This window comes from Paenibacillus rhizophilus (assembly GCF_003854965.1).
Lineage (GTDB): Bacteria > Bacillota > Bacilli > Paenibacillales > Paenibacillaceae > Paenibacillus_AQ > Paenibacillus_AQ rhizophilus.
The window spans coordinates 72376-95708 of the sequence record NZ_RQPI01000012.1 but is presented as its reverse complement, the minus strand read 5'-3'; the positions used below and the strand labels follow the sequence as shown (position 1 = coordinate 95708).

Annotated in this window: 22 protein-coding genes and 1 pseudogene; 21 read left to right on the top strand and 2 right to left on the bottom strand. The window is 51.3% G+C overall.

Annotated elements, in window-relative coordinates; genetic code table 11:
- Window positions 1-97 precede the first annotated feature (97 nt).
- On the bottom strand, window positions 98-1111 hold the full coding sequence (locus EH198_RS18235) for a LacI family DNA-binding transcriptional regulator (protein WP_124696954.1): 1014 nt from the start codon (window positions 1109-1111) through the stop codon (window positions 98-100).
- A 172-nt stretch (window positions 1112-1283) separates the two neighbouring features.
- Between EH198_RS18235 and EH198_RS18230 the strand changes: the two genes are divergently transcribed.
- The 21 genes and pseudogenes from EH198_RS18230 to EH198_RS18130 all read left to right on the top strand — a co-directional run bounded on the left by EH198_RS18230 (window position 1284) and on the right by EH198_RS18130 (window position 21873).
- Window positions 1284-2963, top strand: coding sequence for a glycoside hydrolase family 13 protein (locus EH198_RS18230; protein WP_124696953.1), 1680 nt, complete (start codon window positions 1284-1286; stop codon window positions 2961-2963).
- A 272-nt stretch (window positions 2964-3235) separates the two neighbouring features.
- On the top strand, window positions 3236-4600 hold the full coding sequence (locus tag EH198_RS18225) for an ABC transporter substrate-binding protein (protein ID WP_124696952.1): 1365 nt from the start codon (window positions 3236-3238) through the stop codon (window positions 4598-4600).
- Between the two features lie 63 nt (window positions 4601-4663).
- Complete coding sequence (locus EH198_RS18220) at window positions 4664-5515, top strand: carbohydrate ABC transporter permease (RefSeq protein WP_124696951.1); 852 nt, start codon at window positions 4664-4666, stop codon at window positions 5513-5515.
- A gap of 23 nt (window positions 5516-5538) precedes the next feature.
- Window positions 5539-6360 (top strand): carbohydrate ABC transporter permease, encoded by an 822-nt coding sequence (locus tag EH198_RS18215; protein ID WP_051499842.1) that lies wholly within the window; start codon window positions 5539-5541, stop codon window positions 6358-6360.
- A gap of 28 nt (window positions 6361-6388) precedes the next feature.
- Window positions 6389-7240, top strand: a complete 852-nt coding sequence (locus EH198_RS18210; protein ID WP_124696950.1) for a MurR/RpiR family transcriptional regulator — start codon at window positions 6389-6391, stop codon at window positions 7238-7240.
- A gap of 17 nt (window positions 7241-7257) precedes the next feature.
- Window positions 7258-7965: an N-acetylmannosamine-6-phosphate 2-epimerase gene (locus tag EH198_RS18205; protein ID WP_221621540.1), complete on the top strand. Its 708-nt coding sequence runs from the start codon at window positions 7258-7260 to the stop codon at window positions 7963-7965.
- Window positions 7946-8860 (top strand): N-acetylglucosamine kinase, encoded by a 915-nt coding sequence (locus EH198_RS18200; protein ID WP_124696949.1) that lies wholly within the window; start codon window positions 7946-7948, stop codon window positions 8858-8860. Before EH198_RS18205 ends, EH198_RS18200 begins: the two co-directional genes overlap by 20 nt.
- A 215-nt stretch (window positions 8861-9075) precedes the next feature.
- On the top strand, window positions 9076-9924 hold the full coding sequence (gene modA, locus EH198_RS18195; RefSeq protein WP_124696996.1) for a molybdate ABC transporter substrate-binding protein: 849 nt from the start codon (window positions 9076-9078) through the stop codon (window positions 9922-9924).
- Window positions 9925-10087: 163 nt separating this feature from the next.
- Window positions 10088-10558 carry a MarR family winged helix-turn-helix transcriptional regulator gene (locus EH198_RS18190; RefSeq protein WP_124696948.1) on the top strand — a complete coding sequence of 157 codons (471 nt, stop codon included), beginning with the start codon at window positions 10088-10090 and terminating at the stop codon, window positions 10556-10558.
- A 104-nt stretch (window positions 10559-10662) separates the two neighbouring features.
- Window positions 10663-11238, top strand: coding sequence for an NAD(P)H-dependent oxidoreductase (locus EH198_RS18185; protein ID WP_124696947.1), 576 nt, complete (start codon window positions 10663-10665; stop codon window positions 11236-11238).
- Between the two features lie 43 nt (window positions 11239-11281).
- Window positions 11282-11662, top strand: a complete 381-nt coding sequence (locus EH198_RS18180; protein ID WP_124696946.1) for a glyoxalase/bleomycin resistance/dioxygenase family protein — start codon at window positions 11282-11284, stop codon at window positions 11660-11662.
- Between the two features lie 128 nt (window positions 11663-11790).
- On the top strand, window positions 11791-12582 hold the full coding sequence (locus tag EH198_RS18175) for a DeoR/GlpR family DNA-binding transcription regulator (protein WP_221621539.1): 792 nt from the start codon (window positions 11791-11793) through the stop codon (window positions 12580-12582).
- Between the two features lie 27 nt (window positions 12583-12609).
- Window positions 12610-13431 (top strand): Cof-type HAD-IIB family hydrolase, encoded by an 822-nt coding sequence (locus tag EH198_RS18170; protein WP_124696945.1) that lies wholly within the window; start codon window positions 12610-12612, stop codon window positions 13429-13431.
- Window positions 13432-13488: 57 nt separating this feature from the next.
- Window positions 13489-14119, top strand: a pseudogene (locus EH198_RS18165) (YfbR-like 5'-deoxynucleotidase).
- Between the two features lie 148 nt (window positions 14120-14267).
- Window positions 14268-14594: an ArsR/SmtB family transcription factor gene (locus EH198_RS18160; RefSeq protein WP_124696944.1), complete on the top strand. Its 327-nt coding sequence runs from the start codon at window positions 14268-14270 to the stop codon at window positions 14592-14594.
- Window positions 14595-14865: 271 nt separating this feature from the next.
- On the top strand, window positions 14866-15894 hold the full coding sequence (locus EH198_RS18155; RefSeq protein ID WP_124696943.1) for a LacI family DNA-binding transcriptional regulator: 1029 nt from the start codon (window positions 14866-14868) through the stop codon (window positions 15892-15894).
- A gap of 119 nt (window positions 15895-16013) precedes the next feature.
- Window positions 16014-17360, top strand: a complete 1347-nt coding sequence (locus EH198_RS18150; RefSeq protein ID WP_124696942.1) for an ABC transporter substrate-binding protein — start codon at window positions 16014-16016, stop codon at window positions 17358-17360.
- 192 nt (window positions 17361-17552) lie between these two features.
- Window positions 17553-18860, top strand: a complete 1308-nt coding sequence (locus EH198_RS18145) for a carbohydrate ABC transporter permease (RefSeq protein ID WP_124696941.1) — start codon at window positions 17553-17555, stop codon at window positions 18858-18860.
- 11 nt (window positions 18861-18871) lie between these two features.
- Window positions 18872-19699 (top strand): carbohydrate ABC transporter permease, encoded by an 828-nt coding sequence (locus EH198_RS18140; protein ID WP_124696940.1) that lies wholly within the window; start codon window positions 18872-18874, stop codon window positions 19697-19699.
- A gap of 24 nt (window positions 19700-19723) precedes the next feature.
- A complete protein-coding gene (locus EH198_RS18135) occupies window positions 19724-21064 on the top strand; it encodes a sulfatase family protein (protein WP_124696939.1) in 1341 nt (446 codons plus the stop codon).
- 215 nt (window positions 21065-21279) lie between these two features.
- Entirely contained in the window at window positions 21280-21873 is a 594-nt protein-coding gene (locus tag EH198_RS18130; protein ID WP_185702961.1) for a TetR/AcrR family transcriptional regulator, read from the top strand.
- 94 nt (window positions 21874-21967) lie between these two features.
- Here EH198_RS18130 and EH198_RS18125 read toward each other — a convergent pair whose 3' ends face one another.
- Window positions 21968-22915: an NADP-dependent oxidoreductase gene (locus EH198_RS18125; RefSeq protein ID WP_185702960.1), complete on the bottom strand. Its 948-nt coding sequence runs from the start codon at window positions 22913-22915 to the stop codon at window positions 21968-21970.
- Window positions 22916-23333 lie beyond the last annotated feature (418 nt).

Below are 23333 nucleotides of genomic sequence, written 5' to 3'. Positions count from 1 at the left end.
AGGTTCGGCAATTGGACGGGGATAACAAAAAGACTTCCGGCTGCAAGGCCGGAAGCCCCTATCTGAAACGATTGGCACAGGTATTCGGTGCCCAGTGCTATCCGTTCCGTATTCCTCGGTCCGTGCTTTCACGGATCGCCAGGTAGTGGGTGACGTTGGAATGCTGCGGGATATCCGCGGCGCCTCTAATCATTTTGATGAGATTGCGGGTGGCTGTCATGCCGATTTCCGCTGCGGAATACTCCACCGTCGAGAGCTTGGGGCGGATAATCGACGACAGATAGCTGCCGTCAAAGCCGAATACGGCTACATCCTCGGGTATGCGCATGCCGTGGTCCATCAAATAATTCATCGCTCCGAGCGCCATCCAGTCCGTTGAGCAGAATACCGCGCTTGGCATGTCGCCGGTTTCCGCCAGCTTGCGCATGGCGTTCATTCCGTCATCCACGGAAAGCTCGCTCTCCACAACCCAGTCTTCCCGGATCGGAAGTCCCGCATCGCTCATCGCCTGCCGAAATCCCTGGCAGCGGTCGCTTCCAATGCCCGAATCGCCTGTTCCGCGGATCATCGCGATGCGGGTGTGCCCTTGTTGAATGAGATGGGTTACGGCTTCGTAAGAGGCGGTGACGTTATCCACATGGACGGAAGGGATGGACGGAATATTGGAGATTTGTCCGATCACCACACAGGGGATTCGCGCCGCTTCAATGGTTTCAATATGCCTGCGTTCCAGAATGGAGCCGACAAAAATGATACCCTGCGACTGGATATCTCCAAATCTTTTTAAATGATCAAGCTCGCTTTCAAGCGTTCCGTCCGTCAGCCCGATGAGCAGCTCGTAGCCATACAACCGGGAAACCGACCCGATGCCCGCCACCATATCGTTAAGCACGGTGTGGCTGAACTGCGGCGCAATGACTCCGATTAGCTGGGAATCGGTCTTGGCACTGTCGTCCATGGAGGCGCCGGAACGGTAATTCGTCCGCTTAATCGCTTCCATTACCCGCATCCGCACATCCTCTTTGACCGGCTTGCTGTTGTTGATCACCCGGGAAACGGTAGAGATCGAAACTCCGGCCATTCTGGCGATATCGTTAATCGTTACTTTCATGAGCATCACAACTCCGAATATTAAGATAGATGAACGGGAAAATATTTTCCTAATTTGTATCATATCATGCCGAAATCCAACTGCCAATTCCACTTGACTAGGAAAAAAGAGTTGTTTTATACTCCGAATAAGGAAAAACTTTTCCTATAGAGGGTTGGAGGAGCTGACGGAAGTGGAAAGAATCTGGTGGAAAGAAGCGGTGGCCTATCAAATATACCCCCGCAGTTTTATGGACGGCAACGGAGATGGAGTCGGCGATTTGCGGGGAGTTATCGGCAAGCTGGATTATCTGAAAAACTTAGGGATCGACGTGATCTGGATCTGCCCGGTCTACAAGTCGCCCAATGACGATAACGGTTACGATATTTCGGATTATCATGACATTATGGACGAGTTCGGCACGATGGAGGATTTCGACGAGCTGCTGGAAGAGGTTCACCGCAGAGAGATGAAGCTCATCATGGATTTGGTCATCAACCACACCTCGGACGAGCATCCGTGGTTCATTGAATCCCGGTCCAGCAAAGACAATCCGAAACGGAACTACTATATATGGGCCGATCCGAAAGACGGCGCGGAGCCAAACAACTGGGACAGCATCTTCGGAGGGTCCATCTGGGAATATGACATCATTACGGAGCAGTATTTCATGCATGTGTTCTCCAAAAGGCAGCCGGATCTCAACTGGGAGAATCCCGATGTGCGCCAGGATCTGTACGATATGGTCAACTGGTGGCTGGATAAAGGCATCGACGGTTTCCGTATCGACGCCATCTCGCATATCAAGAAGCTGGCCGGTTTTCCCGACCTGCCGAACCCGGAAGGCTTGCGCTATGTGAGCGCCTTTGCCGGACATATGAACCGCGAAGGGATTCACGATTTTCTGCTGGAATTGAAAGAGGAAACGTTCGACAAGTACGACATCATGACCGTCGGCGAAGCGAGCGGGGTCACGGCGGATGACGCGGATCAGTGGGTAAGCAAGGAAAAAGGCAAGTTCAACATGGTGTTCCAATTTAATCATATGCATCTTTGGGATAAAAGCCTGGAGAGCGGGTTCGACCTGATTACCTTCAAGAAGGTGCTTACCGAGTGGCAGAAAGCGCTCGAAGGCACCGGCTGGAACGCCCTTTTCATGGAGAACCACGATAAGCCCCGCTCGGTCTCCACTTATGGCGATGACGGACCGCTGCGGGTGCAGTCGGCCAAGGCGCTGGCGACGATGTATTTCCTGATGCAGGGCACTCCCTTCATCTATCAAGGCCAGGAAATCGGTATGACTAACGTGCAATTTCAGTCGATCGACGATTATGACGATGTGCATATGAAGAATTGGTACCGGCTGGAAAGAGAAGAAGGTAAGGAACATGAAGATCTGATGCCCGTGATCTGGACCAACGGCCGGGATAACTCCCGAACGCCGATGCAGTGGAATGCCGGGGAGCAGGCGGGATTTACGGAGGGGACGCCATGGATGAAGGTGAACCCGAATTACAAGGAAATCAATGTGGAAAGCGAACTGGAGAATCCCGATTCAATCTACCATTATTACAAGAAGATGATCCATCTACGCAAAAGCAACCCGGTCGCCGTCTACGGCATCTATGATCTGATCCTGCCGAAGAACAAGCAAATATACGCGTATACCCGAACGCTTGAGGATGACCAGTTGCTGATCATCACCAACCTGTTCGCGGAAGAGGCGCTGTTCCACCTGCCTAAAGGCATTCGTTACAGCTCCACCGAGCTGCTGCTGTCGAACTATGAGGCCCCTGCGGGCGGCAGCATCCGGACGATCCACCTGAAGCCGTACGAGGCCAGGGTGTACCGGCTTCATGGCAAGACTTTGTAAGCCGCGCCGCGAATTAAGCATTGAAAAAAAATGGGAAGAGGGACGGAGAGATCCGTTCCTCTTTTTTTGTTGCTGCTTGTGAAATCTTCAGAGTTGCTTCTTATGTGATAATAACTGACATTCTTGTTGTTGAAAACAATATGATTTTCATGCAAAAGGAGTGAAATGCAATCAAATAAAAGAGTATTCCGCCATTTTATAAATAAAAAAAGTGTTTACTTTTATTTTGCGATAGAATATTATAAGAACAAGCTTATCAAGGGGGGATTTGGATGAAAGGTTTATTAACTCGTTGTGTTACTTTGGCGTTGTCTTTGACCGTCGTTTTGGCGGGCTGCGGCTCGAATCAGGACAGTTCGACCGATGCGGGCGGCGCTTCCGGCGGAAGCGAACAATCGGGAACGTCCAAGGTGTCCATGGTGTATTGGCCGGGACCGGAGAGCGACGCCATGCAAAAAGTGGTGGACGCTTATAATAGCGGGCAGGGCAAGACTGACGGCGTGAATGTCGAGATGGTGCTGCTGAGCCGTGATGGAACTTACGAGAAGGAAGCGGCCATGATGAGCTCCAAATCGGATGAAGTGGATATGTACTTTACCGCAAGCTATATTATCGGCCAGCATGCACCAAGTCTGGATGCCCTGGACGGTAAGCTGAACACGGACGGTTATTTGAAATCCTCGGTCGACTCCCTGCGAATGAATAACGAGACCCTGGCGATTCCGATGGATGTCAGCAACCATTTCCTGCTGTACCGCCAGGATTTGATCGATCAACTGCTGAGCGATTCCGCTTGGAAGAGCAAATATGGCGAAGTCAGCCAAAAGGTGCTGGGCCAAACCCTTGAGCCCAAAGATCCGAAGGACTGGACATGGGATGACTTTATTGCGGCCGCGGCGTTCTTCAGCCAGGAGTACAATCCGGATTCCCCGACGAAATACGGAACCGCGCTGCAAATGAAGAACCTGATTTTCAATGTGATGATATGGGACGACTTCCTTTGGTCAAGCGGCGGTTCCTGGCTTGATGAGAGCGGCAAGCCGCAGCTCAATTCCGATGCAGCCAAGAAAGCGATGGGTATTTACTCGACCATTTATAACGGTAAAATGACGTCCCCGAACTCGACCGTTGCGGAGTACCCCGAAACCCAAGCGGCCCTGCAATCGGGCAACGCGGCCTTTGCCGTTCAATGGGGAGCGGCGTATGACGAACTGAACGATCCGGCGCGTTCTCCGAATATTGCGGGCAAAATTGCGGTCGCGCCGATTCCGGGCGAGCATAAAACGCATGTTCACGCCCTCGGGGTGGGACTGAACAAATACGCCAAGAACAAGGAAGCCGCACTGAAATGGATGAATTATTTGACGACGAAGGACGCCATGCAAATCTATGCCGATGGCGGCGGGATTCCTCCGATTGCGGAAGTGCTGAACGGTCTGGGCGAGAAGAAGCCGGTGCTGCCGCTCATCGCTGAGCATGTGGATAAATACGGTTATTCCACACCGATTATTGCCGAAACCCAGCCGATCATGCTGAAGCTGGCCGAAGATTTGAGCGGAGCCTGGGCAGGAAAGGACGATATCGGAAAAGCGCTTGAAAAAGCGCAGACCGATGTAACCGAAACTTTGTCCAAGTAAGCTGCAGCCGGTAAAGGGGGGATTCCTCCCCCCTTACCCTATTTTTTAAGAAGAGGTGTTGAAATGGTCTATTCGGAAAAGGCGGCAAAGTGGGTCCTGTCGTTTCCCCTGCTGTTATTCTGGGTTGTCATGGTTGTATTCCCGGCAGGATATGCGATTTACTTAAGCCTACACGATGTATCCATGGGCCAGGGGATGTCCTCTTTTTCCGGGTTCGGCAATTATCTGGAAATTTTGGGGGATGCCGATTTTTGGCACTCCATCGGCTTTACCCTTGAGTTTGCTCTGATTACCACGGTTCTTGAGCTTGTTTTCGGATTTTTGCTCGCGCTGCTGTTTAACCGGTCCTTTCCCGGGAAGCGTCCGCTTCTGAGCATGGTGCTGCTGCCGATTATGGTCGCGCCTTCGCTGATGGGTATCATGTTCCGCCTGATTCTGAATGAGAACAACGGCGTCGCCACCTATTTTTTGTCCCTGCTGCACATCCAGATCAACCTGTTCGATCCCGATCTCGTTGTGCCGCTCATGATCGTTCTGGACATAATGCAGTGGGTCCCGTTTACGTTTCTGATCATCTATTCCGGGCTGCAGGGTGTCGATCCGGGGCTCTTTGAGGCGGCCTCGGTGGACGGTGCTTCATACTGGAGAACCGTTTTGCAGATCATTCTTCCCGTTATTGCTCCGATCTTTTTTATCGCGGCGTTTCTACGGGGAATCGATGCGTTCCGCACGTTCGACGTCATTTATGTCCTGACGAACGGCGGACCCGGCAATGTCACGAAGACGGCGAGCATCTATATCTATGAAGCGGCGTTCAAATCCGGCCAAATCGGGCAGGCAGCGTCTGCCTCCGTCATTGTCGCTGTATTCCTGCTGCTGCTCATTCCGTTCTTCGTGAAGAGATTATCCAAATAAAGCACAAGGAGGGCCGTCCTCTTATGAAAGCAAGAAAGCCGTGGCTTACAACGATCGCCGTCAGTGTAATCGCCGTGTTCCTGCTGCTCCCTTTGCTCAACACACTGATGACCAGCTTGAAAACGACGGGGGACATTAATTCCTTCCCTCCGAAGTTTACGTTCGCTCCAACGCTCGAGCATTACCGAAATGTGATGTTCGCGGCGGGATACGATTTTACAAGCTATTTTAAGAACAGTATCCTGCTGTCCGTGTTCACCAGTCTTTTTGTGATCGTGATCGCGCTGCCGTCTGCCTATTCCGTCATCAGGCTGGGCTTCAGTTCCGGAAGGCTTCTGACCCTTTCCATGGCGCTGAGACTGTTTCCGCCCATTGTATTTGCCATTCCCTACTATTTAATGTTTCAATATTTGGGACTGCTGGATACGGTCACCGGTTTGATTCTCATTAATATTTTCCTGAATATTCCGCTTGGCCTGATTTTAATGGTAGGATTTTTGCAGGAGCTGCCCTATGAGATTGAAGAATCGGCCAAAATTGACGGGTGCAACGTGTACCAGATTCTGTGGAAGATTATACTTCCGCTGATGGCGCCGGGCATCGCCTCCGTGGCCATACTTGCGTTCATTTTTTCATGGAACGATTATTTATTTGCCGTTATTATATCTCTTAACAAGGCTACTCCCGTTACCCTGGGTTCGACGATGTTCATTACGAGCTGGGGAATTAAATGGGGGGATATTTCAGCCGCCACCGTATTATCGATACTGCCGCCGCTTCTGTTCACCTTTTTCGCCCAGCGTTATCTGGTCAGCGGATTGTCCATGGGTGCGGTTAAGGGCTGAACAGGTGCAATGAGGAGGAACTGCCGGGATGGAAAAAATAATTATACCCACCGGAAATGTAATCGCGTTTATCCGAAGCATTTATCCGACGCTGACCAAGGCCGAGAAGAAAGTGGCCGACGTCGTTCTCAGCGAAGTCAAAAATATTATCTTCGATTCTCTAACCGATCTCGCGGAAAAAGCGGAGGTTGGGGAAACATCGGTGCTCCGGTTCTGCCGGCATATCGGGTACAAGGGATTCCAGGAGTTTAAATTGGCCCTTGCCCAGGAACTGGATTCCGGCCATGAGCAGCAAAAAGATCCCATCGGGGATGGCATTACCGAACAGGTCAGACAAAAAAATCTTCATATTATTAATGAAACGACCGCCCTTCTGAAAGAGGAGCAGATTCGGGAGGCGGTAAATATGCTGATCCGCGCCAAGCAGATTGTGTTCTTCGGCGTGGGCTCCTCGGGATTTACGGCGGAAATCGCCAAATACCGGTTTATCCGCACGGGGCTGCCTGTTGAAGCAGTGACGGACGGGCATCTCGGGCCTGTTAAGGCGACCTTGATGACGGAGAGCGATGTCGCCGTATTGCTGTCGGTGTCGGGAAGCACGGTGGATATGGTGGACATTGCCCGAATTGCCAAAGAAGAAGGTAATGCCGGCGTCGTGTGCATCACGAGCCACATCAAATCGCCGGTCACCAAATACGCCGATGTCGTTCTGCTCAGTTCGTCACGGGAGAAGCCGACGGAAGGCAGCGCCTTTACGTCAACGATTCCGCAGCTTTATATTCTGGATATTATTTTTGCGCATGTGATGCAGGAGCTTGGCGAGACCGCTGAGGGAACGATCCGGAAAACGGCAAGGGCCACCAGTAAAAATTTATACTAGAAGGAGTGGCAAAATCAGTGGATAACAGCATGAAGCACGGACTCGTCGTATCCTGCCAGGCGCATTTTAACCATCCGTTGAATCACCCGCTTCACATCGCGGCTCTGGCCAAATGCGCGGAGCTCGGGGGGGCGGTGGGCATCCGGGCGGACAGCCCCGAGCATATCAGAGAAATCAAGAAGAATGTAAACGTTCCCGTAATCGGGATTAATAAAGTGCTGCAGCACGGACACCGCTTCTTTATTACGCCGACGTTCGAGCACGCCAAGGACATCGTGGAAGCCGGGGCGGATATCGTTGCGCTGGAAGCGACCTTCCAGAATCAACCGGACACGGAAGCGCTGAAAGAACTGATCCGGGAGATCAAAGAAGAGCTGAATACGCCGGTCATGGCCGATATTTCCACATACGAGGAAGGTGTGAGGGCATGGGAGCTTGGGGCCGATTACGTGGGGACCACGCTTTCGGGGTATACGGATATCAGCATGGACCGGCAGACGCCCGATATCGAGCTGGTCAAGGCGCTGGCCGATGCCGGCATACGGACGATTTGCGAAGGACATGTCTCCTCGCCCGAGCAGGCGCTTGCGGCGGTTGAAGCCGGCGCTTACTTCGTTGTCGTCGGAACGGCGATCACCGATACGGTAGCCATTACCAAAGGATATACGGGATTATTGCAAAATCACGGCACAGGAAGTGATCGCGATGCTGATTGTCTGCGTTGACGGAGGACAGACGAAGACCTCGATTGATCTGTTCGACGGGAACGCCGGGTTAATCCGGAACTGGAAGACCGAGCCGGTTATCCATTATGCCCGGCCGGGCGGTCTGGACAGCTACTTCCGCATCGCGGCGGGGCTGTGCGAAGAGCTGAACGGGATGAAGCTGGCCGAACCGGTTTCTGTATGCTTCAGCCTTAGCGGCTATCACGGAGATGTGTCCATCATTCCAGAGACGATTGAACGCGGGATGAGCGGCCGAAACTTTTCCATGGCCGGGCTGCTGGTGGTTCCCGACTACTGGGGCAACTGGAGGGCTGTAACGAACGGAAAGCCGGGGATCGTCGTCATCAGCGGCGGCGGCACGGTTGCTTACGGCAAGAATGCGGCGGGAAGCTCGGCGCGTCTTGGCGGCTGGGGACATCATTTGGGAGACGAGGGCAGCGGCTACTGGATCGGCTTGGAAGCCGTCAAGGAAGTTCTTAAAGCGCGGTCCGGCATTTCAGCCTCAACGGCTTTGGAACAACCGGTTGCGTCAATGCTGGATTTTAAAGAGGAAAGCGGGCTTCTGGCCGGATTCTACTCTGGAGAAATTACCGACAAGGATCTCGCCCTGCTCGTTCCGGCGGTCAATGAACAGGCTGAACGGGGAGATCCCGCCGCGTGCCGGATAATGGAAGAGGCGGCAGGGCATCTGTTCCGGCTGGCCTTTGCGGCTCTCAAGCGGCTCGGCGGTGAGCTCCCCGTCTACTTGTCCGGCGGAGTATTCAACGCTTCGACACTCCGGCGGAATCTGAGCTCCCTCTTTGAAACGGCCGGAATTTCCCGGCTTGTGTCTATTTGCGAGGGAAATCCCGCACACGGCATTTACAGCCTGGCCAGGGAGAATGCCGCTTTATGAACCAGATAAAATCTGGCCATTCGTTACTGCCAGATGCAAGGGAGGGTCAATAGCGGCCTTCCCTTTTTCTGTTGAGGAACGGGAGGAGTGTAGCTTTCATTTTTTTGACTCTTCCAGCAAGCTTCCGTTTCATTGTATACTTGACCAAAGTTATTTTGACCTTGGAAGGATGAAGCAGGATGGCCGTCAAGTGTAAGCCCCGTTGGATCGTCTATATGTTACTGTTGTTCCTGTGTCTGCCGGTGATCGCTGGCTGTGCCAGGAATTCGCCGCCGGGCAACGCTTCCGCAACCTCAAGTCCCGCAGCTGCTTCTTGGGATTCGGCATCTGCATCTCCAGGCGAGCCGACAGATTCCGCGGCCGAACATACGGAGCTTCTGGTATCGGCTGCCGCAAGCCTCGGCGATGCTTTAAAAGAACTGGTTCCGAAGTTTCAGGCCGCGCATCCCGATATCGCCGTGCGTCTGAATCTTGCGTCTTCAGGATCGCTCCAGCAGCAGATCGAGCAGGGCGCTCCCGCAGACCTGTTCATCTCGGCGGGTGCCAAACAGATGAACGCCCTTGCGGACAAGCAGCTGACGAATCCCGGCCTGACCAGGACTCTGCTCACGAATGACCTGGTGCTGGTCGTTCCCGCCGACTCGGCGGTTGCGGCCGTTACCGCCGAAGACTTAGCCGGAACCGGCTTCGTGAAGATTGCGGTCGGACAACCTGAATCGGTCCCGGCGGGCATGTACGCGCAGCAATTTCTGCAACATGCGGGCCTCTGGGACACGCTGCTGCCCAAAATCGTCTTTGCCAAGGATGTCCGTCAGGTTCTGACCTACGTGGCGTCCGGCAATGTGGAAGCGGGCCTGGTGTATGGCAGCGACGCGGCCGGGGAACCGAAGGTGAAAGTCGCCATGCAGGTCGACCCTTCCGCGCATGACCCGATTGATTATCCGGCGGCTGTTCTGGCGGAAAGCGCGCATCCGAAGCAAGCGGAAGTCTTCTACGAATACCTGTTTACACAGGAGGCCGGAGAGGTGTTCCTCAAATACGGTTTCAAGCTGGCCGGAAAGTAAAACTTTATTTTCCGCATGATCCGTTCCCTTATAAGGCGATCTGTTTTCGGTGCATCCGGGCAGGTCGCTTTTTTTACTTGATATTAGATGACGCATCATTTATAATGCAATTAAATGATACATCATCTAGTTCTATAAATAATTGATCAAAGGTGATTTTTAGATGGATAGGAATAAGTATTCCAAAGCTGAGACCTTTCGCTACGAAATACTGGCCGTACAACGGCAGGGAAACAGGCTGCTCAATAACTTACTGAAGGAAATCGGGTTAACCGCTTCGCAAGCAGAAGTTCTACGAATATTGGATGAGTGGAAGACCCTTTCTCTGAAAGATCTTGGACATTTATTGATATGTGAATCCGGCAGTCCTTCAAGACTTCTGGACCGAATGTCTGCAGACGGTCTTGTTGAAAAAGTAGTTGATCCCAAGGATTCCCGGTATGTAATCCTTCAACTGACAACTCAGGGATTGGAGAAAGCCAAATTAGTCGAAGGCATCGAGCAGGGGCTATACGAACAGCTCATGCAGATCTATTCCGAAGAGGAGCTTGAGACCATTAATTCTTTGTTGTTTCGTTTTTTAAAGGGGCAGTCTTTGGCGGACACTCTCAAACGGCGCGGATGCGAACCTTAATCGCTGACATTATGCCGGAAGAATCGCCTACAAAATGAAAAGGAATTTTTTTTGTGATATTAAATGATGTATCATTTATTTGTTAAAGCGAAGGAGAAATTAAAATGAACGTACTGATCATTTATGCACACCCCAATCCAAAAAGCTTTAATCATGCCATCTTGGAAAAAGTAAAGCAAGGACTAAAAGAGAAAGGCCATACATTCACTATTATTGATTTGTATGAAGAACAATTTAATCCCGTTCTGAAGTTCGACGAGACCTCAAAGAGAAGAGATTTAAAGAACGATCCGGAAATGGAACGTTATCGTACTCTTGTAAAACAAGCAGATCACTTTATCTTTGTATATCCTGTCTGGTGGTATGGTACGCCTGCGATCTTAAAAGGTTTTTTTGATAGAGTGTTCGTATCCGGCTTTGCCTACATCTATGAAGGATTGATGCCAAAGGGATTATTGGCGGGAAAATCTGCATGGGTCATATATACGATCGACTCCCCTTCCTGGTTTGTGAGGCTTTTAAGAGGAAGCACCGAATGGAAAGTCATCAAGACTTCCATACTGAAGTTTTGCGGCATTCGTTCTGTGAAGAGAATGATGTTTGCGGGAATGAAGGGCAGCAGTACCCAGAAAAGAGAAAAGTGGCTGCAAGATGTCTACCATCAAGCGCGTCAACTTTAAGATTCGTAAATACCTAAAATAATAAAAGAAAGCGGTGTTGTTCATGAAGGTGTTAGATACATTAATTCGAGTATTTGTTGAAAGAGAGGCTCTAGATCAAACCATTCGATTCTATGAAGATTTGTATCAAGAGAAGTGTAAAGCTCGTGTTTATTATGAGGAATTGAATTTAGAATTGGCGATGATTGCCCGTACTGTTATCATTGCAGGAGATGCGGAGTCTAGACGGCTATATGAGTCTGCAAGTGCAACTATTTTAGTTGATTCAATCCAAGAAGCGGCCGTTTATTTGCAGCAGCATGGAGCAGTCCATTTAACGGAACCCAAGCGGACTCCCAGAAGCTGGATTATGCTTGTCAAACACCCGGACGGCTTGATTGCGGAATATGTGGAACTCGTTCACGAGCAACCTTCATATACCTAAGATCATTATACAGAGGCCTTCCCCGCTCCCCTTTTTAAGCGATTTGTTCCGGTGCATCCGGGCAGATCGCTTTTTCAATTGAAATAAATGCTTAAAAACGCTTAACAAATTGCTTAATAATGCTTATAATGAAGATGAGAAGGGAGGAGTTTTCCATTTACCAGGAGGAACGCCTGCTGAAAATTTTGGATCAACTGAAGACCCATGCCCAATTGTCCAATGCGGACGTTTGCGAGCTGCTGGACATCTCCAGAGATACGGCGAGAAGGGACATTATCAAGCTGGTGGAGGAAGGCGCTGCCATCCGGACGCATGGCGGGATCGCTTTGCCTTTTTTCAAAGAAGAAATTAAAGCATACAAGGATCGCGCAGCCTCCGCTTCTACACAGAAGCTTCGAATTGCCCAGACGGCCAACGCCTACATTGCCAAAGGGGAGGTCTGTTTCATGGATGTCTCCACAACGGTCAGGGAACTGTGCGCGCAGGTTCGGGAAAAGATAACGGTGTATACCCACTCACTCGACAACGCGGAGGTTCTGGCGGGCAAAACGGACATCGATCTTCACCTGCTCGGAGGAAAGTTTAACCATGACAACCGTTTTTTTTACGACGAGACTCAAGCGTTGCAGTTGAACGAGATTTACTTTGACAAGGTCTTTTTGGGGGCAGCGGCGATTATGGAGGACGGCATATATTTTGCGAACCGGGAAGACGCGCTGGTCAAAAAGCTTGTAGCGGGGCGCGCCGGGAAAGTGTTTGTGTTGGCGGACACTCAAAAATTCAATCTAACCGCTTCATTCAGGGGCATGGAATTCTCCGACATCGATATGTTGATCACCGACGAAAGTCCGCCGGAGCAGCTGCAGCCTGTCATGCGCGAAAACGGGATCGAGATCATCCAAACGGCCGGAGAAGAGTAAACTAAAATTGTCAAGGAGCGATGTGCCATGATCAAAGCTATTTTCAGCGATATTGACGGAACCCTGCTGAATTCGCGGCACCAGATAACGCCGGACACCAAAACCATCATACAGGAGGTGAAGGATCGGGATATTCCGTTTGTCCTCGTTTCGGCCCGGATGCCGAGCGGTATTCTCTCCCTGCAGCAGGAGCTTGAAATCAATGCGCCCGTCATTTGTTACAGCGGCGCTCTCGTTCTCGGCGGAAGCGATGTCCATGGCGGCAGAGAAACTCTTCACAGCATCGGACTGAACAATAACAGCGTGAGAGCCATGCTCCACATCGTGAGTACGGGCTTTCCTGGCATCAGCTTAAGTCTATACAGCCACGACCAGTGGATCGTCGGTGACCAATCCGATCCGTGGGTTGTTCAGGAGCAGGAGATTATTAAGGTTGATCCGACAGAGCGCGAGCTGTCTTCCTATATTGAAGAAGATCATGAGATTCACAAAATACTGTGCATGGGAAGTCCGGATGAAATTAACCGGCTTGATCGAACCTTGCAAAGCGTTGTTCCGGGGATCAGCATTTACAAATCGAAGGATACCTACCTGGAAATCATGGACGAAATGGTGTCCAAATCGTATGCGATCCGTGAGCTGGAAGAGGTGTTTCATATCTCCAACCGGGAGCTGATGGCGATCGGAGACAATTATAACGACATAGACATGATCCTGTACGCAGGACTCGGAATTGCGATGGGGAACGCGCCGGAAGAAGTGAAACGGATTGCCGACAAGGTCACTTTAAGTAATGACGAAGACGGTTTGAAAGACGGCATTGAGAGATTTGTTTTAATACGCCCTTAACATAAGTTTCTTATAGTAGAAACAAGCTTCTATGACAAAAAAAGGGTGGCTGAACCTATGGGAATTCATGCATATTTCCGGTCTTTGGGCGGGCTTGAACGGATTATCCGGTGTCCGGGGAAGTTCAAATTCGAGGAACACAGTGTGGCGGCCCACTCGTGGAAGGTGGTGCAGTACGCCAAGACATTGGCAGATATCGAGGAGCAGCACGGTGTGAAGATCGACTGGAAGAAGCTTTACGAGATTACGAGCAGCCATGATTATGGCGAAATCTTTATTGGCGACATCAAAACGCCGGTTAAGCATTCCTCCCCGCAGCTTCGTGCGCTGATTCAGCAGGTGGAGGAGGGTATGGTGCACCATTTTATCGAAGAACACATCCCGTCCGAATTCAAAAGCATCTTCTACACACCAGCTGCGTGAAGGCAAGGATCATTCGGTGGAAGGGCGCATTCTTGAAGTCGCTGACAAGCTGGACCAGGTGTACGAGGCGTTCGCTGAACTGCAAAAGGGCAACACGGAGAAGGAATTTATCACGATGTACCGCAGCGCCCTGATGAAGATCAAGGACATCCCGCTGCATTGTGTCGGCTATTTTCTCGACCGCATCCTGCCGGATCTGGTAAATGAAGAGACCATTTCTCCCGTCGACATCAGACGGATAACGGAAGAAGCTTTGGCAAATTAATAAAATGGGCCATGTGCGGCATCTCGCGCAGTGGCAGACAAAAAGCCTAAACCGGTTGGTTCAGGCTTTTTCTATTGTTGATCTTCTCAAACAATCTCTTTAGAATATAACCATTAGCTTCATAAACGCACGGGAAGGAGGATTCGGTATGGAGGTTTTTACGAATATTGCAGATGATCTGAAGCTTCTGGGCGACAGAACCCGCTTAGCAATGCTTTCCCTTTTAAAAGAGCGGGAATGGTGCGTGTGTGAATTTGTCAGCATCTTCGACATTTCCCAGCCAGCCGTCAGCCAGCATTTAAGAAAGCTGAAAAGTAAAGGCATGGTTAAGGAGAAGAAACGCGGACAATGGGTTTACTATTCGTTGAATGTTGAAGACAAGCCGTATATCCGGGACGTTCTTGATCATATGCCGGACTCCAAAACGATCCTGTCCTCCCTGAATAAAGAATCCGTTACCGCCTCATGCGAGTAATGAAGAGTGGGAAGATAATAATTCATACTTGACCCATTGGATTTATCGTGATATATTTTCTCCAATGAAAGTTTAAATTTCATACCCTAAGAGCCCACTGGACAAACCAACGGCCTACCGAACTCTATCAAAGAGCGAAGTAGGCCTTTTTCTATCCAATGAAAGGAGTGAAGGAGAATTTCGCCGCAAGTTGGTATACAAAACGGAAGAGCTTGAACAGGAAACTGAAAAGCTTTTCAGTGGAAAAGGCGTCCGGTGAAAGGTGATAGAGATGAAAGCAACGATCAAAGATGTGGCACGGCTCTCCGGCGTATCCATCAGCACGGTATCCAGAGTAATGAACAATCCCGAATTGGTTGTTCCCAGGAAACGTCAGAGGGTGCTGGAAGCCATCCGCGAGCTGCACTATTCGCCGAACGCATTGGCGCGAGGACTTATACATAAGCGGACCGGGACTCTGGGAGTTTTGATTCCGGATATATCTAATCTTTTCTATCCCGCCGTGCTCAGGGGCATGGAGGATGCAGCCAACCAGTCGGATTACAATCTGATTATTTGCAACACGGATACAAGTACCGTGCGCAGAAATTCCATTCTGAAGGTACTGTATGAGAAGCAGATTGACGGCGTGATTTGGACAAGCGAGCCGCTTTCCCGTAACAGTTACGAGATGTTTGACACGCTCGATTTTCCGGTGGTGCTTGCGGCTACCCACAGTCCGGATTATGAGATTCCTTCCGTAAGGGTTGACGATGAGCAGGCAGCCTATGACGCGACCGTGTATCTGATTAAACGGAGGCATACCCGAATCGGTATGATCAGCGGTCCGCCGAACGATCCGATCTCCGGTTATCCGCGGATTCAGGGCTTTCTTCGGGCATTAAGGGATCATCATCTTCAATTTGACGAATCGGTCTGCGTGGAATTCGGGAAATATCATTTTGAGGACAGCTATGAAGCGATGAAACGTCTTCACGGCAAATATCCGGAAATGACTGCTGTGTTTGCCTCCAGCGATGAACGGGCTTTAGCCGCCATTTCTTATTTGCACGAGAATCAGATCCGGGTCCCGGACGAAATTTCGGTAATCGGTTTCGACGACACGCGGATGGCGGGCATGAGCTTTCCCCGGCTGACGACGGTAGCCCAGCCTCTGTACAACATCGGGTATTTGGCGGTGGACAAGCTTCTGAAAGTGATCAATGAGAACCCCATTGAGGAGCTGCGGACCTGTGTGCCTCATCAAATTATCGAACGGAATTCCGTAATTGACTGTACGCAGCGGGCCGTTATCAAGTAGATGCGGCTGCTGTGGAGTAAAGAGACGGATCAGGAGTAATCGGTTGGCCAAGCTGAAAAGCTTTTCTATTTTGTAATAATTGTAATCTTTTAATCAGATTCCAGAGGAGGATTTAAACAATGAGAACAAAAGCAGGGAAATTAAGTATGGCGCTCATTCTGACAGGGGTACTGCTCGCGGGGTGCGGTAACTCCGGCAACAATGCAGGCTCGGGCAGCGCAAGCGGAGAATCCAGTGCGGCTCCTTCCGCTGGGGCTTCAGCGGCAGCTACCGCCGCACCGGCCGCGGGCGAAAAAGTGAAGATCGTCTTCAGCCAGGGCGCAGACCAGACCGATGGCACCAAAAAACTGGTCGAAGCCTTTGAAGCGCAGCATCCGGACATCGATGTCGAAGTCCGCGAGTTCCCGAATGATTCCTCGCAAATGCATGATCAGCTGCTCACTATTTTGAGCGGCCAATCCTCCGAGATTGATGTCGTCAACCTGGATGTAACGTGGCCGGCCGAATTCGCCCAAGCCGGGTTCCTGCTGCCGCTGGACCGGTATATTGAGCAGGATGGGATTGATACGAACGAATACTTGAAGGGCGGTATTGAGGCCGGTTATTACAACGGCCAGCAGTGGGCGTTCCCGAGATACAACAATGCGGGGCTGCTCTACTACCGCACCGATCTGGTGAAGAAGGTTCCGACGACCTGGGACGAGCTCCTGAAGCAGGCGGAGGAACTGAAAGGCAAAGGCGGAACGAAGTACGGATTCGTAACTCAAGGCAAGCAGTATGAGGGACTGGCCGTCGGGTTTACCGAGCTGGTTAACGCTTATGGCGGCCAAATCATTGACGATCAGGGCAACGTTGTCGTGAACAGCCCGGAAGCCCTGAAGGGACTGAAGAAGCTGATCGAGATCCAAACCTCGAAGGCGGTTCCTTCCAACCTGAACACCTTCACCGAAAAAGAAACCTTGACTGCTTTCATCGAAGGCGACGCCGTATTCGCCCGGCATTGGCCGGCCTTGTACGCACAGGCCAACGATGCCAAAGTATCCAAAGTTGTCGGTAAAGTAGGCATTGCTCCTCTTCCTGCCGGAGACGCCCGTTCCGCGGCGGCGCTTGGCGGTTGGCTGGGCGCCATCAGCAAATACTCCAAGCATCCGAAGGAAGCTTGGGAATTCCTGAAATTCCTGATCAGCGAGCAAGGAGAAAAGATTGTAGCTATCAACAATACGCAAACGCCGACCTACCTGAAGCTGTTCGATGATCCGGAAGTGCAGAAGGCAAGCCCGTTGTTTGCAAGCCGCGATTTCGTAAACGGTCTTGGCAGCGCGGTTCCGCGCACCATTACACCGCAATACGCCAAAATCTCCGGGCTGATTCAAGTAGAAGTCTCCAAGGCGATCGCCGGACAGCAGACCGCCGAGCAGGCCCTGGCTAATTTGGAAACGCAAATTAAAGCCGCTGTTTCTCAATAAGCGTCAATCAAGTCCAATAAGGCGGGTGAAGAGCCGTATTTACGGCTCTCACTCGTTTTTGAAAATATAAGAATGTATAAGCCGACGGCTTAACATTTTGACTTATATTTCTACGAGAAACGTACTTGCGTCTTATAAAGACGCCGTCAGGCGTTTCTTCTTGCTGAACTCGAATAAAGGGGAGTCCATACTATGCCGCTTAAGAAAAAAAGCAAATGGAAAGAAGGACGAGCGGCATATGCCATGATTCTGCCCGCTGTGCTGATTATTGCTGCAGTTGCGCTCTGGCCGCTGCTCCGTTCCTTCTGGATCAGCCTGTTTGATCTCCGGCTGGGCGATCCGACCCGCAATGCCATCCACTACTCGTATTCGATGAATGTCGAGCAGTATGCCGACCGGTTTCCAGGTCTGCTCCGGGCTGTGAAGCGGGAAGCCGGAAATGCCGGAGGCGGCGCATTGTCCGTCCTGTCCGCTGTCGAGAAGAAATTGGATGAAGTCGGCGGCGGTCTTGAGGATGACCGGGCGTTTCAGGAGAGGCTCACCAAGGTGAACGGGCTGCTGGATGCTTTTTCACCGGTCCCGCAAGAGCTGCGGTTCATCCCGGTGGATAATGCGAAGGCCGAACGGCTCAAGGCAGAGCTTCAAGAGATTCGAAAGGAGCTTGCCGGACTGAAGGCCGCCGGGTCCTTGGAACGCCCGGATGAAGTTATTGGGCTGACCAACGCCGTGCTCGATACGTTCCAGGCTCCCAATTTTGTCGGTTTATCGCATTATAAAGACTTGATGTCGGGCCGGCGGCTGTGGGAGTCGCTGGGCAACACCATGTTGTTTACCGTGTTTGCCGTGGCGCTGGAGATGCTGCTGGGACTTCTGATTGCGCTGCTGATGAACCGGACCTTTCGGGGGCGCGGGCTGGTGCGTGCGGCGGTGCTCATACCCTGGGCCACGCCGACCGCCGTGTCGGCCATGATTTGGCATTATCTGTACGACGGGCAGAACGGCATTGTTGCGAAGCTGTTATACGAAGCCGGGCTGATTTCGGATATGGGAACCCTTCTGTCTTCCGGCTCCCGGGTTATGGGTTCGGTCATTATGGCGGATGTCTGGAAGACGGCCCCTTTCGTGGCTCTGCTGCTGCTTGCCGGTCTTCAGAACATTCCCGCTTCCCTGTACGAAGCCGCCTGGGTAGACGGAGGCGGCAGGTGGAAGCAGTTTTTGCATGTAACCGTGCCGCTGCTTAAGCCCGCATTTTTTGTCGCGCTGATGTTCCGTACGCTGGATGCCTTCCGCGTGTTTGATCTGATCTATGTGCTTACCGGCGGCGGCCCCGCGAATTCAACGGAATCGATCTCCATCTACGCGTACAAAACGATGTTCAGTGAACTCGATTTCGGCAAAGGCTCGGCCCTTTCCGTCATTGTATTTGTTTGCGTGCTATTGATCAGCATGGTCTATGTCAAATGGCTTGGAGCCGATGTTGTCGGCCGGCGCGCAAGTTAAGGAGGGGGAACATGAATCAAAAGACGGGTCTGCTGTTATATATCGCCATTGCCGCATTTATTGGAATTGTGATTTTTCCGTTTCTGTGGATACTGCTCGCTTCATTAAAAGCTCCCCTGTATTTATACGGAGAGTATGCTTTCAGTATTAAGGTCCCGGAGTACACGCTCCAGAACTACATTTCCGTGTTTACGAACCATCCATTTGGCAGATATCTGCTGAACAGCTTTACGGTCGGTGTGCTGACGATGTTTCTTTCGATCAGTATCGCGGCCTTTGCATCGTATGCGGTGGCCCGGCTGTACTTTTTTGGAAAAACCTTTTTTCTCGGCATTCTGCTCGCCGTATCCATGCTGCCGCAAATCGCCACATTGTCGCCGCTGTTTTTGTTTATGCAATCCATCGGTTTGCGCAACACGTACGCCGGGCTGGTCATTCCCTATACAACCTATGCCCTGCCGATTGCGATCTGGTACATGACTACGTTCTTCAAGCAGATTCCGGTCGAGCTGGAGGAGGCGGCCAAAGTGGACGGTGCTTCTTTGCTGGGTATTTTTGGCCGGGTGCTGCTGCCGCTCGTGTCGCCCGGGCTGTTCACGACGGCCATTATCGTGTTTGTGGACGCGTGGCATGAGTTCCTGTTCGCGCTGACAATCAATACGAAGCAGTCGATGATGACGGTGCCCGTCGGCATTGCCATGTTCCAGGGGGAGTTTACGTTTCCTTGGGGAGAAATATCGGCGGCGACCGTGACGGTAACGGTTCCGGTGGTGCTGCTCGTCCTGCTGTTCCAGCGTCGGATTATCGCCGGCCTGACGTCGGGAGCGGTGAAGCAATAATGTGGTCAAAAGGAGGAACATGAAATGAAGCGTAAAAATATTTTGCTGATGATCTCGCATGACACCGGCCGGTATTTGGGCTGCTACGGACAATCGGTCAAAACGCCGGCTATTGACGCTTTGGCTGAGGAAGGGGTGCGGTTTGACAATTATTTCTGCCCAGCGCCGCAATGCAGCCCGAGCCGGGGGAGCATCCTTTCCGGGCTCTATCCGCAAAATCACGGAATGATCGGGCTAAGCCATCTCGGCTTCTCCATAAACCCGGAGGTAACAACGCTGCCGATGAGCCTGAGTGAAGCCGGATATGAAACTGCGCTGATCGGCTTCAGCCATGAAACGATCGGCGAAGCCGGAGGTGACCGCACCTCATCTACATATAAGTTGGGATATGAGACGGTCCTCCCGGTGCCGGGCGACCGGGCCGTGGATGTCGCGGAGCGGGTCGTCTCTTTCCTGGAGGATAGAGCGGTAGGGCCGCAGGAACGACCGTTTTTTGCTTCGGTCGGTTTTTTTGAAACCCACCGCGATTTCGACGAATACGCGCCGGTGGCCGATCCGGCGGAAGAGATCGTACCGCCGCCATATCTGCCCGACACGGAGCGGGTGCGGGAAGACTTTGCGCTGCTGCGCGGCTCGGTCAAGACGCTAGACCGGGGCATCGCCCGCATCCTGTCCCGGCTGGATGCATTGGGACTTGCGGAAGAGACGCTGGTGATCTATACAACGGATCACGGTATTGCCTTCCCCCGGGCCAAGGGCACCCTGATGGATGCGGGCCTTGAGACCGCTCTCGTTATGCGTTGCCCGGGGACACTGGAGGGCGGGCATGTCAACGGACATTTGCTCTGCAACGTTGATCTGATGCCAACCCTGCTGGAGTTTGCCGGAGCGGAGGCGCCGCAGGACATCGATGGAGTCAGCTTTTACAGGCTCCTGCAGAATGCGGACGGCCCCTCTACACGCGACCATTTCTTCGCGGAGCTGACCTGGCATGACCAGTATCATCCGATGCGGGGCGTCCGTACGGACCGGTACAAATATATCCGCAATTTCGAGGATGGGCCTTCCGTTTATTTGCCGCTCGACATTCATCTAAGCCCCTCCGGCCATGAAGTGCGGGAAGAATATTACAAGCCAAATGTGCCTGAAGAACTGTATGACCTTGCGGAAGATCCGCTGGAGGAACGGAATTTGGCCGATGACCTGGCGTATGCAGAAATTCTGCTGGAGCTGCGGCGGAAGGTGGAGGATTGGATGATGTCGAGCGCGGACAGGCTGCTGAGCGGTAAAGTTCCGGGCATCGCCGCTCCCGACTGGCAGGAGCAATATGAGAACGGCACGGCATACGGTTCAAAACGAGGGTAAAAGTTTAAACGTTTAGGGGAGAAAAGAGCAGCGAATGACATGAGGTGAATGGATGTGAACGGCGACCAGCCGGAAAACCAGTGAGTAAACCTGCTGCCCGGTTTCGTTGTACATTTGCGGGAGATGCCGCCGAAGTGCCGGGTTATGCTTAATGGAAATAATATGATATGTTAGTGACATCAAAGACAACATATCTATGGAAAGGCTTAAACACCATGCCTGAGAATAAACATGATGCAATGGCGGCCCGCACCAAAGAGCTAATCAAGGAAACCTTCGTCCGTTTAGTTGAGAAAGAGGGCTTCGGCGGGGTGTCTGTCCGGAATTTAACTGCAAGTGCAGGGATAAATCGAGGAACATTTTATCTCCACTACAAAGATAAATATGATTTAATGGAACAAATTCAAACGGAGATTCTGGATGGCTTGCAGAAGGTCATGGTAGTGGATATCTCTTCGGTTGAGCTTCAGCAAACCTATTTAGATGAACAGCCCTATGCTCCATTCGTTTGCATATTCCAATATCTGCATGAGCATGGGGGCTTAATCCGATTGCTGTTAGGTCCCAAAGGAGAATCCGGCTTCCCGGGGAAAATGAAAGAGGTGGTGAGCGAAAGCTTCTATAAGAAGCTGTTCAACCACCATACTTTTGAAAATAACCCTTCGATCCCGAAAGAATATTTGACCGCTTTCTCGGTATCCGTATTTCTTGGTGTCACGGAGGAGTGGTTAAACCAGGACCCGCCTTATTCCCCGGAACAAATAGCCGTAATTTATATCAAATTACTCTTCTTTCAGCCTTTTAGATAAATCACCCCTTGCGGCAGAGCGGCGGTCAAGCTCAACTAATCATGAGCCCGGCCGCCATCTGCCGCAAGGGGAGGAATTGTCTTCTTAAACGCCATTACTGCCGCCAATCCAAGTTAATCAATACTTTCCCCCGGATTTTTCCTGCCTGACTTTTGTTGTGAATCAGCGCCAGATCGTCAAGCTTTACTCTTTCGGTAATTACGGGCTTAATTCGCCCTTCGTCTACCAATGCGGCAATTTGCGAAAGCTGTCCGGCATTGCGCCCCACATACATTCGGATCGTCTGGACACCCGAACGATTGGCGAGTTCAGCGTCCGCCGGGCTTGTGGTCGATACAAAAATCCCCCCCTCTTTCAGCAAGGGCAGCCACTTATTCAATTCCGCCGGGCCTTCCGGAGCAAGATTGAGAATCAGGTCCAGCTTATCGCTTACTTTTTCCTCCACAGCCTCATGCTTATAGTCAATAATCTGATCGATCCCAAGCCCTTGGAGAAGCGGGAAGCTCGCTTCCGAAGCTGTGCCAATTACATGTGCACCCTTCCACTTGGCCAGTTGAACGGCATAAGATCCGACTCCGCCTGCGGCTGCGGTAATCAGTACACGCTGGCCTTCTTGAAGCTTGCCATGGTCGAACAATCCTTGCCAAGCCGTTAAAGCCCCTACAGGAATTGCGCCAGCATCCTGGAGATCAATACTCTTAGGAGCAAGAGCGGCATTTTCAGTTTTGGTCACGACATATTCGGCAGCGGCGCCGTCTTTGGTCATATCCAGAAAGACAAAGACGGGATCACCCGGTTTAAAGTTTGTTACGGCCCCGCCGATGCTTTCAATGACGCCGGATGCTTCGACATTCGGGATATACGGCATCCGATGAGGAAAAATGTTCTTCAGCGCTCCCATTCGAATCGCTGCATCCACAGGATTAAACGCAGTCGCAGCCACCTTGATTAATACTTCATCTTGGTCTATTTCAGGGATAGGAGTCACTTCATAACGAATAACCTCGGTGCCGCCATATTCATGAATTCTGACAGCTTTCATATCACCTTTTATTGTCATTTTGAACACCTCACAGTCTTTTTTAATGCAAGCATTAATGAACAACGTGTTGATCATTTGCATGAATCTATCTTACTCTCTGATTATCTTCAAAACAATCAACAATACTCTTTGAAATGTTCAGTGCAGTCTCGTCGGTCCTTGATGCCGGGAATGCGGCCATTAAGGTGTATGCAGGAAAGGTCAATGGAAAATTGACCGCTCGGACAAGCCATTTGTGGGGCCTTTCCTTCTTGATCTTTAGTGAGTATGCTATATAATGTTGGCAAGATTGCATACGGGACTTACATTGTATATAAAACGGATAAAGGGCAGATTGTCAAAGAATATGCAAATGGTGAGATAGTACCAATAAACGATCAGGAATCTTTACATGAATGAGCAAGTGGCAATAAAAATA

What these genes read in the sequence shown, in the direction of transcription:
- EH198_RS18235 (WP_124696954.1), bottom strand. Translation starts at nt 1,111, where the DNA reads ATGAAAGTAACGATTAACGATATCGCCAGAATGGCCGGAGTTTCGATC.
- EH198_RS18225 (WP_124696952.1), top strand. Translation starts at nt 3,236, where the DNA reads ATGAAAGGTTTATTAACTCGTTGTGTTACTTTGGCGTTGTCTTTGACC.
- EH198_RS18220 (WP_124696951.1), top strand. Translation starts at nt 4,664, where the DNA reads ATGGTCTATTCGGAAAAGGCGGCAAAGTGGGTCCTGTCGTTTCCCCTG.
- EH198_RS18215 (WP_051499842.1), top strand. Translation starts at nt 5,539, where the DNA reads ATGAAAGCAAGAAAGCCGTGGCTTACAACGATCGCCGTCAGTGTAATC.
- EH198_RS18210 (WP_124696950.1), top strand. Translation starts at nt 6,389, where the DNA reads ATGGAAAAAATAATTATACCCACCGGAAATGTAATCGCGTTTATCCGA.
- EH198_RS18200 (WP_124696949.1), top strand. Translation starts at nt 7,946, where the DNA reads ATGCTGATTGTCTGCGTTGACGGAGGACAGACGAAGACCTCGATTGAT.
- modA (WP_124696996.1), top strand. Translation starts at nt 9,076, where the DNA reads ATGTTACTGTTGTTCCTGTGTCTGCCGGTGATCGCTGGCTGTGCCAGG.
- EH198_RS18190 (WP_124696948.1), top strand. Translation starts at nt 10,088, where the DNA reads ATGGATAGGAATAAGTATTCCAAAGCTGAGACCTTTCGCTACGAAATA.
- EH198_RS18185 (WP_124696947.1), top strand. Translation starts at nt 10,663, where the DNA reads ATGAACGTACTGATCATTTATGCACACCCCAATCCAAAAAGCTTTAAT.
- EH198_RS18180 (WP_124696946.1), top strand. Translation starts at nt 11,282, where the DNA reads ATGAAGGTGTTAGATACATTAATTCGAGTATTTGTTGAAAGAGAGGCT.
- EH198_RS18175 (WP_221621539.1), top strand. Translation starts at nt 11,791, where the DNA reads ATGAAGATGAGAAGGGAGGAGTTTTCCATTTACCAGGAGGAACGCCTG.
- EH198_RS18170 (WP_124696945.1), top strand. Translation starts at nt 12,610, where the DNA reads ATGATCAAAGCTATTTTCAGCGATATTGACGGAACCCTGCTGAATTCG.
- EH198_RS18160 (WP_124696944.1), top strand. Translation starts at nt 14,268, where the DNA reads ATGGAGGTTTTTACGAATATTGCAGATGATCTGAAGCTTCTGGGCGAC.
- EH198_RS18155 (WP_124696943.1), top strand. Translation starts at nt 14,866, where the DNA reads ATGAAAGCAACGATCAAAGATGTGGCACGGCTCTCCGGCGTATCCATC.
- EH198_RS18150 (WP_124696942.1), top strand. Translation starts at nt 16,014, where the DNA reads ATGAGAACAAAAGCAGGGAAATTAAGTATGGCGCTCATTCTGACAGGG.
- EH198_RS18145 (WP_124696941.1), top strand. Translation starts at nt 17,553, where the DNA reads ATGCCGCTTAAGAAAAAAAGCAAATGGAAAGAAGGACGAGCGGCATAT.
- EH198_RS18140 (WP_124696940.1), top strand. Translation starts at nt 18,872, where the DNA reads ATGAATCAAAAGACGGGTCTGCTGTTATATATCGCCATTGCCGCATTT.
- EH198_RS18135 (WP_124696939.1), top strand. Translation starts at nt 19,724, where the DNA reads ATGAAGCGTAAAAATATTTTGCTGATGATCTCGCATGACACCGGCCGG.
- EH198_RS18130 (WP_185702961.1), top strand. Translation starts at nt 21,280, where the DNA reads ATGCCTGAGAATAAACATGATGCAATGGCGGCCCGCACCAAAGAGCTA.
- EH198_RS18125 (WP_185702960.1), bottom strand. Translation starts at nt 22,915, where the DNA reads ATGAAAGCTGTCAGAATTCATGAATATGGCGGCACCGAGGTTATTCGT.